The sequence below is a fragment of the Leptospira montravelensis genome (genome assembly GCF_004770045.1).
In the GTDB taxonomy this organism is placed as follows: Bacteria; Spirochaetota; Leptospiria; order Leptospirales; family Leptospiraceae; genus Leptospira_A; species Leptospira_A montravelensis.
Window position 1 is genome coordinate 698,259 of the sequence record NZ_RQFO01000017.1, and the last position, 14,407, is coordinate 712,665.

At 35.9% G+C, this 14,407-nt stretch carries 12 protein-coding genes; 8 read left to right on the plus strand and 4 right to left on the minus strand.

Translation table 11 applies throughout. The features are described from left to right. Positions 1 to 48: 48 nt before the first annotated feature. The gene (locus tag EHQ31_RS17140; RefSeq protein WP_135572335.1) at positions 49 to 465 is read left to right on the plus strand and encodes a GFA family protein; all 417 of its coding nucleotides are present in this window, start codon (positions 49 to 51) and stop codon (positions 463 to 465) included. Positions 466 to 538: 73 nt separating this feature from the next. Here EHQ31_RS17140 and EHQ31_RS17145 read toward each other — a convergent pair whose 3' ends face one another. Next, positions 539 to 1,306, minus strand: a complete 768-nt coding sequence (locus EHQ31_RS17145; protein WP_135572337.1) for an SDR family oxidoreductase — start codon at positions 1,304 to 1,306, stop codon at positions 539 to 541. A 261-nt stretch (positions 1,307 to 1,567) separates the two neighbouring features. On the opposite strand from EHQ31_RS17145, the gene EHQ31_RS17150 reads away from it, so the two are divergent. After that, complete coding sequence (locus tag EHQ31_RS17150) at positions 1,568 to 2,200, plus strand: TetR/AcrR family transcriptional regulator (RefSeq protein WP_135572339.1); 633 nt, start codon at positions 1,568 to 1,570, stop codon at positions 2,198 to 2,200. A gap of 416 nt (positions 2,201 to 2,616) precedes the next feature. Beyond that, positions 2,617 to 3,366 carry a hypothetical protein gene (locus tag EHQ31_RS17155; protein WP_244247453.1) on the plus strand — a complete coding sequence of 250 codons (750 nt, stop codon included), beginning with the start codon at positions 2,617 to 2,619 and terminating at the stop codon, positions 3,364 to 3,366. Positions 3,367 to 3,779: 413 nt separating this feature from the next. Here EHQ31_RS17155 and EHQ31_RS17160 read toward each other — a convergent pair whose 3' ends face one another. From EHQ31_RS17160 to EHQ31_RS17170, 3 genes are all read right to left on the minus strand, one after another. Further along, positions 3,780 to 4,439, minus strand: coding sequence for a hypothetical protein (locus EHQ31_RS17160; protein ID WP_135572341.1), 660 nt, complete (start codon positions 4,437 to 4,439; stop codon positions 3,780 to 3,782). Between the two features lie 200 nt (positions 4,440 to 4,639). Continuing rightward, positions 4,640 to 5,029 carry a DUF1801 domain-containing protein gene (locus tag EHQ31_RS17165; protein ID WP_135572343.1) on the minus strand — a complete coding sequence of 130 codons (390 nt, stop codon included), beginning with the start codon at positions 5,027 to 5,029 and terminating at the stop codon, positions 4,640 to 4,642. A gap of 174 nt (positions 5,030 to 5,203) precedes the next feature. Beyond that, positions 5,204 to 5,809 (minus strand): YceI family protein, encoded by a 606-nt coding sequence (locus EHQ31_RS17170; RefSeq protein ID WP_135572345.1) that lies wholly within the window; start codon positions 5,807 to 5,809, stop codon positions 5,204 to 5,206. Between the two features lie 76 nt (positions 5,810 to 5,885). Here EHQ31_RS17170 and EHQ31_RS17175 point away from each other — a divergent pair, with 76 nt between their 5' ends. From EHQ31_RS17175 to EHQ31_RS17195, 5 genes are all read left to right on the plus strand, one after another. Continuing rightward, complete coding sequence (locus EHQ31_RS17175) at positions 5,886 to 8,114, plus strand: ABC transporter transmembrane domain-containing protein (protein ID WP_135572347.1); 2,229 nt, start codon at positions 5,886 to 5,888, stop codon at positions 8,112 to 8,114. Between the two features lie 21 nt (positions 8,115 to 8,135). After that, complete coding sequence (locus EHQ31_RS17180; protein ID WP_208652794.1) at positions 8,136 to 9,473, plus strand: HlyD family secretion protein; 1,338 nt, start codon at positions 8,136 to 8,138, stop codon at positions 9,471 to 9,473. Then, the gene (locus EHQ31_RS17185; RefSeq protein WP_135572351.1) at positions 9,470 to 10,966 is read left to right on the plus strand and encodes a TolC family protein; all 1,497 of its coding nucleotides are present in this window, start codon (positions 9,470 to 9,472) and stop codon (positions 10,964 to 10,966) included. Before EHQ31_RS17180 ends, EHQ31_RS17185 begins: the two co-directional genes overlap by 4 nt. 77 nt (positions 10,967 to 11,043) lie before the next feature. Next, positions 11,044 to 12,753 carry a cation:proton antiporter gene (locus EHQ31_RS17190; protein WP_135572353.1) on the plus strand — a complete coding sequence of 570 codons (1,710 nt, stop codon included), beginning with the start codon at positions 11,044 to 11,046 and terminating at the stop codon, positions 12,751 to 12,753. 93 nt (positions 12,754 to 12,846) lie between these two features. Continuing rightward, positions 12,847 to 14,217, plus strand: coding sequence for a DUF2971 domain-containing protein (locus EHQ31_RS17195; RefSeq protein WP_135572355.1), 1,371 nt, complete (start codon positions 12,847 to 12,849; stop codon positions 14,215 to 14,217). Positions 14,218 to 14,407 lie beyond the last annotated feature (190 nt).

Consider the following 14,407-nt stretch of genomic DNA (forward strand, 5'->3'; position numbering starts at 1 on the left):
AAAAACATAACAAACAATTGTTGGAATATAAAACTTAAGGAGAATAGGATGGATCTAATTTATACTGGCGGCTGTGCTTGTGGCGCCATTCGATATCAAATAAACGACAAACCAATGTTTATGAACGATTGCCAATGCCGCGACTGCCAGCGTATGAGCGGAACAGGGCATGGATCCTATCTCACATTTCCATCTCGGAAATCTGTGAGTCTAGAAGGAAAAACAGCTAACTTTGATATGGTGGGTGATAGCGGCAATACTAAAACCAGTAGTTTTTGCCCGAAATGTGGTTCACCAGTTTACATGACTTTTGCTGCCATGCCCAATCTTTTTACTATCCACGCAACGAGTCTAGATGACCCAACCCTCTACCAACCACAAGCGGTCACATATACAAAACGAGGTTATGTTTGGGATCATTTAGATTTGTCTCTTCCAAAATATGAAACTGTGCCAAAGTCCTAATAATACACGAAATTCACACTAACGCCAAAAAAAACTGGCATTAGTGTGACTGGGTTCCTACAAACTTTGAATCTTACCAAGGAACATGGACATTGTCCCATGTTGTAAAAGTACCTGTTGGTCCATCTGGGCCAAGTAAGGCGACTCTCACAACTTCCCTTGCACCATCCTCTAAACTCTCATAACCTTCAAAATTAGTCATAGCTGTTTTTGTAAAACCAGGAGATACTAAATTTACTTTAATTGGTGTATCTTTTAACTCTAACATCATTGAAAGAGTAATACCATTTAAAGCTGTTTTTGATACAGCATAAACTGGATTATAAAAAGAACTATAACCGGAGTTAGGATCTGCGTTTAATGTGAGAGACCCAAGTGTACTTGATACATTGACTATACGAGCATCTTTGGAATTTTTTAAAAGTGGTAACATAGCTTGATACACGGCGAGTACACCAAACACATTTGTATCCCAAACCATACGCATCTCATCTATCGAAGCCATACTTGCCTTTGCAGAATCCATATATTCAACCATAGATAATCCTAACCTTTGCATTCTTGTATTTGAAATTCCCGCATTGTTGATAAGTACATCAAGGCGGTCAAATTCTGTTTTTATATATTCCGCAGCATCTGTGATTGATTTACGATCTGTTACATCCAATTGGACAGCAATGCTACCTAACCCAATTTCTTTAGCAGCTTTCTCCCCACGTTTTAAATCACGTGAGCCCAGAAGAACAGTCATTCCACTATTTGCTAAATCTTTGGCTACTTGGTAACCAATCCCTTGATTTGCCCCTGATACAAGTGCAATAAGTTTATCCTTTTTTTCCATAATTTATACCTCTACTCACGAAAGTCCATCTGCTATACGGTCTTTTGTCTGCTAGCACTTACGAAACCGAATAGTATCGGAACTGATTAGTTCCGTAATTGGACAAATATAATTTCTATTTCCATTGTCAAGAAAAAAAGAAAAATTTTCAGTCAGATTGCAATTGCCAAACTAGGTGCGATAAAATTCGTTTCAAAATAGTGAAAAAAATATAGTTCTGTATCGTTATTAAAAGATTTTATAGGTTATCATATTATACCGATGGATAAGAAAAAAAAAGTAACTGCTCCGAAGCCAACCGAACAACCTCCCGCCCTAGGAAGAAAACGAGATTCCTCACTGGATACCTCCATTTTAAATGCCACTCTTGAAATGCTTGCCGAAGAAGGGTTTGATGGAATGACTATGGACAAAATTGCCATTAAGGTTGGAACAGGAAAGGCAGCTTGTTATCGCCGTTGGCCTTCTAAAGTCAAACTCGTAAAAGATGCTTTGATTTGGATGAATCGTAATCAGTTAGAACTTGAAAAAATACCAGATACCGGATCTCTGCGAAATGATTTTCTAGCCATTCTCAAACCACATTCAATGGAGGAAGCAAATGCAAAATTACGCGTATTAGGTGGACTTGGTACATTTTGGTTAGATGAAGAAATTGAAAAAAAAGGAATTACCGAAATTTTTGGACCTTGGACAGAAGTGAACCGAACTCTGATGCAACGCGCAATGGACCGCGGAGAAATTTCTAAAAAAGCAAATATAGAACTTGTATGTAAAGTCTTAAACTCGATGGCAACCTACCGCGCCCTCATTGAACGAAAACCACCAGACAAAAACCTATTCATAGCGCTGATTGACCAAGTTGTGATCCCAGCATTAAAAAACCCAGGTTGAATGTTCCCTTTAAGTGAGGTATCCTTTAAAAATAGAAATTGAATTCCTCTCTGGGCGCCTCTAATCCGTTAGTTGATTAATATTTTTTTTATAACCAACCGCGCTATCCCTTCCAATCATTCCAATCTATTTGTGAACCATACTAATCCAGTTTAAGTAACTTACCTTTTTGATCTTTTCTAGCTCATTTAAAATCCATGACAGTTACGGTCAATTTCTTGTTATTTGTTCTGAACTTAAATGGGTAATACGCTTATGTTTATCTTTATTTTTCTCTTTACATTTGATATCAGATATAGATTAACACTTGTTTATTAAATTTTCTATTTTAATACATTCAAATACAAAAAATACTAGATTATATTTGCTCAAAGCATTACGATTCTATAATCAAATGAAATGGAGTAATTAGTAAAATGAATCCACTTCGGATTTTTTCAAATCCCGTTATGTGGAACACAACACTTTTTACAAAAAAAATTTACGGAGAAGCTATGAAAATAAGAATTTTATTGCTAACGTTCCTAATATGGAATTGTGGCACACTCACAATTAAACCACCTATATACAAACCAGTATCCGAAGTTAATTATAATGAAAATTGGATAATAAAAATTACAAATGTTGGTTTTACAAAAGATGTAGAAAACCATTGGTGGGGAGATAAATATTATCAAGTTGTGATTACTGTAAAAAACAATTCCGACAAGTATCGTTTCTTGAATTTGGATAATTATAAATTAACAAAGTTTAACTTTGATTATATCATGGAAAGAAATCCGGATATATATGCAATTTATTCTAAAAACCCAGACTCATTCGATCTAAATGAGTTTTTAAACCAAAAAAACATGATCAGTTTGAAACTTAGTATTTCAAAGGGCATTGCGATTCCAAATGATACTTATGGCGGAAAACCAATTTTTCCTATTGGGAAGTTTAAAAACGAAAACGTAGTTTCTGCGGCATTGATTAAAGGTGATTATGGGGCACCTGGATCTGGACCTGTCCAAGATTCTGACAATTCCACCGGATGGATGGCACCTGGAGAAACAAGAATACTGATGGTAAATTTCTCAGTTATTGATGGATTACCCCTTCACGCAGTAGTGATCCCGGAAATTTTTGAATCAATTCTTGAATTAAACCAAACCGAAGTTAAGTAATATTAAAGGGTAACTTGATATATTCAGTTACCCTTTTTTTAAATCCCTTAGATTATGAATATTGGTGTTGCGAATAGCGATTTCATTTCTTCAATCTTTAAGTTATCTTTATGACTTCAATTTTATTCGATTCAAATTCATTGAATTCGAATACCCTTAGCTAACGCCTACGGTCCCCAAACAAGAAGTGAAATTTCTGTTTATAATGTAACATATGTTAGTAACTGAATAAAATGACAAACTTTACTTTTACTAAACCTTGCCCGCAAAACCATTTTGAACGGAATTTAGAAGATTCTAGAACAGAAGGAGCGGTTTTTTAATTTTTTTAGAGATTCGTGACCCCTGTGGGAATTAACTTTGATTACTATAAAATAAAAGTTACGCCATGTTTATATACAAAATAATACAAATTATTTTGCCGAAAAATCCATTTCTTCATTCTGATAGAATATAAATTTATTATCGAAATCATAAGAAAAATTAAATAAATGATTTCTTGGAGTCAGGATTTCAAGAGAATTTGATATTTCTTGAACATTTTTTCTAAACGAAACTATGTTTCTAATACACATTAGAAAGTCATATCCTGTTTTATAAATATTTTTTTGATAAGGATATTTTTCATTAACATAATAAGGTTTATATTTTTTGATATAATTGCCTCTTGCAGTATACGAATAAGGGTAAAAATAAGAAACAACAGAAATAGATTCAAAATCATTTAATTTGAATTTATAATTAACAATATCATCTAAAATATTAAGATTTTTCTCTTTATCATAACAGATTTCATAAAGAATATTAATATTATTTTGATCGAATTGATCCATGTTCATAGAATCATTTTTGTTAAAAGTAGCATTGTTCGGATCGCTTACTATCAATTTCAAGTTTTCGAATTCTAGGAAGTAGGCAGATTGATCATAAAATGTTGAACCATAAAAAGCCGCTTCTTGAAATTTGAAACTAGAGATTTTATTTAGTTTGTAATTTGAGTTTAAACCAGGAGATATTATGGTTAATGCACAATCAAAAAACAAAAAACCGATTAACAACGGTATTTTTTTCATATTCTTTCTAAAAAATTTTGTATCACCAACTTATATTCGAGTAGCATATAACCACAGACCGAATCCAAATTTATATGTTTAAGCAAATTGATTATAAGCGAATCATGTATAGTTGCAGACGACATTTGATTTTTTCTTATTATCTTTGATCCAAAATCTTAGATAGGAATTTTAAATTTTCTCACGCTGATTCTAAAAATTCACTTCAAACGTTCTAAAACACCTTTTCGTTTCACAATATTTTTATAGTCCCATTGGATTTTTTTGGCCTGACCTAGCCAACGTTTTAGATCTTTTTTCTTAATTTGACCAACTTCTGTATAACGAATATCAGCTGCTTTAAAACTACCTTCAGGTGTGAGTCCTTCTTCTTCAAAACTTTGCCCACTCCAAAACAAAAGGCGAATACCAGTTTTTAATTTGCTATAACCAACAATGGGATTCCCATCCAAAAACCAAACAGGATGAGCATGCCAAATTTTTTTTAGAGCTTTCGGTAGATGTAGATTAATTTCCTGATAAAGAAGATTACATATTTCCCTATCGATCGGGGATTGCGATTGATTGTAGGTTTCGATTTCTTTACTCATGGAACCATCCTCTCATTTTTGTGAATCACTTGTTATCATCAGATTCATCAAATCAAAATGTCGTTATAGAGTTTTGAAGGTCAATAAGAATGCCATTATCGATCCGTGAATTCAAATTCGGTCGATGACGGCATTCTATTCTAATTTTGAAAAATCAATTTAAGTATTTCTGTACTATTTACAAACTTTCTTTAAAGTAGAAACTACCTTAATATCAACTGTTGGCCAAAGTTTGCTTACTCCGTCCGATCCTTTGTGTAAATCGTTACATTCAGCGTTCAACTTATTCAGCCCAGTTTGAAGACCAAGATTAGTAGCATCTACAGTACCAGTAAGTTCGACAAGGTCTTCTTTCCAAACAAAATTGACAGGTATCGACGTTTTAGAATTTCCATAACGCAAATTCAATTTTGCAGTACCTGATTCTCCGGAAGTAATATCAGAAAAATTACCTGAAAACTTTCCATTTCCCTTAACTGATCCAAAAAAGAATTTTTTGATTTTTCCATCTCGGTCAGGAACGCCAGAGTTAACCGATGAGGTATCAATTTGAAACTGAATCGATTTGATAGCACCAAACTTTGATTTGTCTTTTTGCTTACCAGTCACTTTGATAGAATCAAATTTACCTTTAACACCTGTTTTTTCTGTAAATTTGAACGCTGTCCATTCTAAGGAGGTTTGGGATGGGTCATACTCATACGTACAATTCTCTTGTGCGATCAGTTCGGCGGACAAACATAGTGCGATTAGTACCAAAATGGAGTTAAAATTTTTCATAAAAACCTCTAGATGAAATTAGAAAATCTAGAACAAAGTTTTGTCAAGTGCAGTCTAAGGTTCGCATTTAATTCACATGTTAAAATTTATAAGTCTTTTGGTATTTCACTTAAAGAACCAACTCTTCAAGTCCAAGGAAGAAATCCATGATCCGAGACTTTCTTCCGATGAAGATTTGGCAAAGTCCATTTTGGATTTTTTATCTGAGTCCTTACACATCCATTCTGTTCCAAGCCAAATTATTGAAGGTTTTCGTTCCCTACGAAGCAAATATAAATCACTTTCCAATCAGAACTTTTATGAGTTTTTATTTGCAGCCTCTCACCAGTATCAAATTCGTATCAATTTTGTCCAAAAAACCTTACATGACATAAGAGCCTATATCACACAAAATTCTCCATTTGTTTTTCGAGTTTCAAACGACGATCAAAAGTTAGCCGAATTTTATGCGATCACTAGTTACCAAACATCGGCTTACCTAGTACAACCACTTCATGGGTTCGATAACGAAGGAGAATGGTATTCTGAAAAAGACCTGATCAAGTTTATGGGACTCAAATCAAACAAAGATTCTGTGGACTGGATCATAGCAGAACCTACATTTCCTTTTACCACAAACAAGGAAATTTCAAACTCTTTTTCATCCGTTAAAAATGCTTTAAAACAAATTTCTCATTTGATCCGAATGGAATCTAAAGATGTTTGGATTGTTTTTATATACGGAATTGGAATTGGAATTTTATCATTAGTTGTCCCTGTTGCTACGTCTTCACTTGTTAACATCGTAGCGTTCGGTGTATTACTTCAACCAGTCATCATATTAACTTTGTTAGTTGTATTTTTTCTAGGTTTTGCGGGGGCTATGCAAACCATACAAATCTATGTTGTAGAAATTTTACAAAGACGTGTTTTTGTAAGAATTGCTACAGAGTTCGCAATTAAATTTCCCAAAATAAGACAAGATGTTTTGGATAAACACCACAATCCAGAATTAGTGAATCGTTTTTTTGATACGATGACCATTCAAAAATCTATCCATTCCTTGTTAGTTGATGGTCTATCCGTAGTTCTAACAACCGTAATTGGTTTTGTTCTCATTTCTTTTTACCATCCTATTTTCATTGTATTCTCATTTCTCATTTTATTTATAGGTGGATATTGGGTTACCTATCGTTTAGGAAAACCAGCAGCAGAAAACTATATCAAAATTTCGAAAGAAAAATATAAAGTTGCAGCTTGGTTAGAAGAAATATCTAGGCACTCTGCTTTATTTCACTCTACCTTCGGTTCCAATTTTGCTTTGGACAAAGCAGATTCATTTATTCGTGATTATTTGTATGCACGGAAAAAATATTTTTTTAACTATATTCGCCAAATCATTGGACTTGTAGGAATCCAAGCACTAGCAAGTGCCATTGTACTTGGATTAGGTGGTTATTTAGTCATCCACAGACAACTTACCATAGGCCAATTAGTGGCCGCAGAACTTGTAATCGCAAAGGTGCTTAGCGATATATCTAAGTTCGGAAAACAATTGGATAGTTTTTATAGTTTGATCGCTGCCGTAGATAAAATCAATTCTGTCTTTCACTTACCAACAATCCCTGTCAAAACAGTTGAATTTGAAAAACCGGAGGGTCCTATCCAAGTGCAACTATCGGGAATACATTATTCCCTTACCAACGGGCACAAAATTTTTAACCAATTTGATTTAAAAGTAGCTTCCGGTAAATCAGTTGGTATCTCATCCAACACTCCTTATGATGCGCATATTTTGTTAGATTTGATTTGTGGAATGCGCACTCCCACTTCTGGAATTGTAGAATACAACCACCAAAACATTCATGAAGTTTCCAAAGAACAAATTCATTCAGTTACTTTTCTAATCCGAGGTAATGAAATTTTTGAAGGAAGTATTCTTGAGAACATTCGAGTTGGCCGAGAAGAAATTTCTTTAATTGAAATAAGAAAACTTTTAGAAGAATTAGGAATTTGGGAGACCATTCAATCCTTACCAAATGGAATCCATACACAACTTCTAACATTTGGACATCCTTTCGATACAATCCAAACAACTGTGATTTCTGTTGCGAGGGCCGTTCTCGGCAATCCAAAACTACTGTTAATCGATGGAAATTTAGATCTATTGCCACCGAATTTACTTAACGCATGTCTTAAAGTTTTATTGCAAAAAAATCGGGAATGGACACTCTTAATTGTTTCCAAATCCCCAGCTGTCCTTTCGCAAATGGATCAAATTTTACGATTGGAAAACGACTCCCATTCCTTAAAAGCAAACCCTTAAGGTTGGAATATGAAAACTGATATGTCACAAAAATGGAAACTTAGAAAAAACTTACCTTCCTACCGATTAGTGCAAACAGCATTGCCAGCACAAAGCCTTGCCTATATCCTCACTGTCATTTTTTTCTTAAGTGTACTGATCCTTCTTTATGTACCTTGGCAACAAACCACGATGGGGTTTGGTAGGGTTGTTGCATATGCACCTCTCGACCGACAACAAGTCATTGAATCTCCTATTAGTGGACGCGTTGTAAAATGGCATGTACATGAAGGAACTCGGGTTAGAAAAGGCGATCCAATCATCGATATCTCTGATAACGATCCCAACTTTATCAATCGAATTCGTGAGGAAAGAAACGCACTTTTACAAAGACTAGAGGCTGCAAGATCTAGAGAAGATAACATTCGTTCACGAATCATTAGTTTACGTTCTTCCCGAGGAAGTGCTGTCGATGCTGCTGACTCTAGAAGGATGATGGCAAAAGACCGAGTACGAGCCAGCGAACAAGCAGTAGATGCAGCAAAGGCTGCTTTAAAAACTGCAAATCTCAACTTAGATCGCCAAAAACAACTTTGGGAAAAAGGCCTTACTTCGAAACGAACTTTGGAACTTGCAGAATTAGAACATACCAATGCAGAAACTGGATTAGACCGTGCCAAAGCTGCATACGATGCTGCCATTAAAGAAGAACGTGCCTTGTATAGTGATACAGGTAAAGTAGCACAAGATGCAGAAGCATCTATCAATGATGCCAAGGCTTCCTTAGCTTCAGCACAATCCGAAGTGGCGCGAGTATTAGAAGACTTACCCAAATTGGAAGCAAGATTATCTAGACAAGAAACCCAAGAAATATTTGCCCCAAGGGATGGAACCATCATGAGAATTTTGGTAAATCCCGACACACAACAAGTGAAAGAAGGAGATGGTGTTGCGATTCTTGTACCTGATGCAGAGGACAAAGCAGTAGAACTTTTTATCTCCGGCAACGACATACCGCTCGTAGGTGAAGGAAGAAAGGTTCGATTACAATTCCAAGGGTATCCTGTTTTACAAATCAGTGGTTGGCCAGAGACAGCCGTGGGAACATTTGGAGGGATTGTCAAACTTGTTGATATTACAGACAATGGCTCAGGAAATTTCCGAGTCCTTGTCATTCCAGATCGCGATGATCGTAAGTGGCCAACAAGTCGTTATCTCAGACAAGGTGTCAGAGCCAAAGGTTGGATTTTTCTCAATCGAGTCAGTGTTGGTTATGAACTTTGGAGAAGGTTTAATGATTTTCCACCAAATCTTCCAATGGATGATCCAGAAATGAAATATTTGTTAGACGATACAGGAAGCGGGGATAAGGTCAAATGATCTCAAAACTTAGAAAATCTCTACTAGCATTCCTTTGTCCTTTTGGAATGTTTTTTTCCTTTGTTATAGAAGCAGATCCAACACGGGATCCCTTTGAATCTTTACATGGACCCAATATTTATTCTCAAGACTATATCAACCAACAACCAGGAGTTCTCACATTAGAAGAACTTTTAAAGTCAGTCGAAAAATCTTATCCACTGGTTCTTGCAGCTGAAAAACTTTTGTCAGAAGCAGAATACAACTACCTCGCCGCAGAAGGTGCCTTTGACTTACAATTTAAGTCGATGGGAACAACAAAACCATTAGGTTATTATACAAACAATACAGCTGATGCCATGTTTGAAAAACCAACACCGCTCGGTGGAACCTCTTTTTTTGCAGGTTACCGAATTGGGCGCGGTAACTTTCCTGTGTATGACGGAAAAAGAGAAACCAACGATCATGGAGAAATTCGGGCGGGTGCCATCTTTCCCCTGATGCGCAATCGTGAGATTGATAAAAACAGAGCCGATATTAAAAAGGCTGACCTTGACCGAAGGCTTGCAGAACTTTCTATCCAAAAATTAAAAATCGAAGTTATCAAAGAAGCAACAAAACGTTATTGGAAATGGGTGTCTAGTGGCCAAGAGTATTTAGTCAACAAAGACTTGTTAGCAATTGCAAAAAATAGACAAACCCAAATATCCGACCGTATCAAGTTAGGTGATATTCCAAAAATGGAAGGTACCGAAAACGATCGTGCCATTTTACAAAGAGAATCTCAATTTGTTTCTGCAGAACGAGAAATGCAAAAAGCTGCGATTGATTTATCTTTGTTCTTACGAGCACCTGATGGAAATTTAATCTTACCAACAACGAACCGTCTGCCCATTGGATTTCCCAAACCCATCGATTATAAAAAAGTAGAATTAGAGAAAAGTATCAAACTGGCTTGGAAGTTTAGACCCGAATTACAAGACTTTGAATTCAAAAGAGATAAGGTTCGTGTAGACCAAGATATGGGTTTTAATGCTTTGAAACCGCAAGTGGATTTGGTAGTTGCTGGCTCTCAAGACTTTGGACCAGGTTCTGTCACAAGAGCCAAACCTGAACTGGAAGCCTCCCTAGTTCTCAACCTACCCATCCAAACCAAACGCCCGAGAGGGATGATCGGAGCTGCTGAAGCTAAGATTGCACAATTAGACCAAGAACTACAATTCTCCAAAGACAAAATAAAAACTGAAGTACAGGATGCGATATCTGAGGTGATTGCTTCGGCAAAACGCGTAGGTGTTACTCAAAGTGAAGTCGAACTTGCAAGAAAGTTAGAAGAGATGGAAAGAGAACGATTTGCCCTGGGTGATTCTACACTTCTATTTGTGAATATTCGCGAACAAACAAGTGCCGAAGCAGCTGTCCGAGAAATTAAGGCATTGTACGATCATCATGTAGCTATTGCCCATTTTCAAGCAGCAACGGCATCAGTTTTGCAAATTTCGCACAATCCGTAGATTGTTTTATTGTTCAGAAAAAAAAACGACTTTCACTACTCCATGAATCTCTAAACTTTTCCCTAAAGAAGGTATCTATGCACGGGGAAGAGTCACTATTACAAGACATTGGTCTTAGTATTATTTTCGCAACAGTCTTAAGTCACATCGCAAGAGTACTCAAACAACCGTTAATTTTAGGTTATATCATCGGTGGAGCCATGCTCGGAAAAGAGATGGGATTTGAACTTGTTACCAACGAAGCCAGTATTGAACTTATTTCAGAAATCGGACTCATCCTACTACTTTTCATCATCGGTTTAGAAATCAATTTGGCCGAACTCGCGAAAATGGGAAAGGCCATGTTTACTTTGGGGATCCTTCAGTTTACACTTTCCGTTGCCTTCGTTTACTCCGTGTTTCCCTTTTTTGGACTTTCTATTGGTTCGGAAAAGTTTGACCTGCTCTATATTGCAGTAGCCTTATCACTCAGTTCAACTTTAATCGTTGTTAAATTACTACAAGACAAAGTAGAAATCAATACCCTCTCAGGAAAACTAACTGTAGGGGTTTTGGTTTTCCAAGACATCTGGGCCATTTTGTTTATGGGGGTCCAACCTAACTTAAACAATCCAGAAGTTTTAAAAATCCTTACTTCTGTTGGAATTATCGTTTTACTAATCGCATTTAGTTTTAGTGTCAGTCGTTATGTTTTAGCCAAGTTATACAAAGCTTGTGCCAGTAGCCCAGAACTAATTCTATTAACATCAATTATGTGGTGTTTTCTTGTTTGTGGAATCGCAGGAAAAGCTGGACTTTCCAAAGAAATGGGTGCCCTCGTTGCAGGAATGAGTATCGCCGCTTTCCCTTATGGTGCCGATGTCATTTCTAAACTGATTGGAATTCGCGATTTCTTTGTAACACTTTTTTTTGTAGCACTGGGTCTTAAAGTTCCCCTTCCTAGTTTGGAAGTCATCGGATTATCTGCGGCAATCATCACTCTTATGTTATTCGTAAGAATGATTACCATTGCTCCCGTCATCATCAAACTCAACAAAGGTGTTCGAAACGGGTTTTTAACTGCCCTCAATTTAGCTCAGATTTCTGAATTTTCACTCGTCATTTTAGCGTTAGGTGCAGGATTCGAACATATCACTCCTAAACTACAAGCAGTTATTTTAACTTCGACCATCATCGCATCCATTTTATCCACTTACATCATTATGTATAACCATAACATAGCTGCTACCTTTGAACGATTACTCGCTCGTGTAGGTATCTCTGACCAAACAGAGGAATCTAGTAAAGACGACAAAGCAAGTCACGGAGGGCATGGCGGACATGGAGATGGAATGGTACGAGACATCATTGTGCTTGGTTATTTTAGAATTGCCCGTGCCTTTGTAGAATATTTAGAAGATTTATCTCCTTCGCTCATTAAAAGGATCATCATCGCTGACTACAATCCAGCCTTCAGAGAAGAACTCACAAACAAAGGATTCCAATGGGCCTATGCCGATCTTGCTCACCCCGATTCTTTATCTCATATTGGCCTTCATGACGCTTCGATGGTAATTTGTACCATTTCTGATTCCTTTCTAAAAGGAACAAATAACAACCGTTTGCTTTCCACTCTGAGTAAATTGGCTCCCAATGCAAAAATCATTTTGACAAGTGATGAACCAGGTGAAGCTAAAAAGTTGGTGGCTGATGGAGCTCAAAAAGTCATCATCCCGGGTGTGATTACCGGAGAATTTTTGTATGATTATATCTCTCGAGGGATGAGAAACAACGAAAGAGAAGTGTAGTCATATCTTCGGTTACAAATGGTTTAGAATCGAGTTGTCTCTGTTTAAAAAAGCAGAGGCTCGGTTGTATGCTGTTAGTTGATATTGACTAACATGTATAAATTTAGATCCACACAATGGCTGCTTAATAAAAACGAATTAGAGAATCAAGAATTGTATTTTTCTGATTTAGATTCACTAAACGATCCAATGGATGGGTTTAGATACCTAATTTGGAAAGGAGATGAGATTTCTTGGAAAAATGTTTTTAAAAATTATATTCTTTGTCTAGAATATATATACAAGAGAATCGGCCTTCTTTCAAAAAACACAAAAATTTCGAAGGAAGATATACCAATATTTGCACAGGCAAAAGAATTAAATCTTGAAAAGTCGCACAAAATAATAAGCACAATTTTTCTTAGTAATTTAAACACGCAAGCACAGATCCGCTTTTTATCAAACACTACTGCCGAAATCAGCAAAAATGACTTATATGTACACTTAAAAACCATTCATAGCGATGCCCTGATAACGATCGATAAATACTATAAACGTAATATAAAATTGCAACTTACACCTACATCCTCTCGGCTACAAAATTTTAAGTATACTCTCTTAAATCACGTTCTTGGAATTTCAAATTATATCTTAAGTTTTTTTCCAAAAGTTCACACGATTTTTTTAGCATTAGATCAAATTCACAAACAAATGGATTTGATTTATTCCTCAGAATCAATCGAGAAAGATTATAACAACTGGTTCATACATACCGAATTCACAAATTCATATATTGATGCATTAGAAAAACTAACTTATCCAAATTCTTATGTTTGTTGCTTTTCCCAATCCTGCGATAACTCTTCAGTCTGGGGAAAGTATGCTGACAATCACAAAGGGGTATGTTTAATATTTGAAACAAACGCTACAAGCGAAGAAATTGCCATTAATCTAAAAGGCAAAAATCTATTCCTTTCCGGAGCATTCAACGCGAAGTTAGAAAAAATAAATTACGTTAATCAACTTCCTAAAATAAATTTCTTTGAATCTATCGGAAGATTGTCACAAGTTCAACTCAGCTCACAATGGTTGTCTGATGAAAACAACAAATTAAGTATTAGCGGAAAACATCTAAGAGAACCATTAGATATTTGGCGAGTAGATTATTGGGAAAAATGCAAAGAAATGCTTTTGGCAAAGTCATTTGATTGGGAATATGAACAAGAATATCGAATACTGTACCATGATTTTCTTAATCAACAGTTTACTCCAGAAGATCGAAAACTATCATATGAGTTTGATAGTTTAAAAGGTATTATTTTTGGAGTTAGAACAAAAACAGAAGAAAAAATAAAAATAATAAACATAATAAAAGAAAAATGTCATAAAGCAAATCGATTAAACTTTGATTTCTACCAAGCTGAAATTAATCCAAAGAATGCAAAATTAGATATAAAAATACTAAATCTTATAAAAGTAAAATAGTCAACTTCACATAACAACACCATAACACTTCACTTCTGCACACTTACGGCCTCGCTTCATCTGCGACGAATCCCTCGTCTCTTGTTTACGCAAGCCGTGCTGACACTAACGCCCCACCAGAATACCCATTCTGGGAAACGAGAATTAAGCCTAATTCGTTTATCTGCAAGCGACAGCTTATTCTATATTA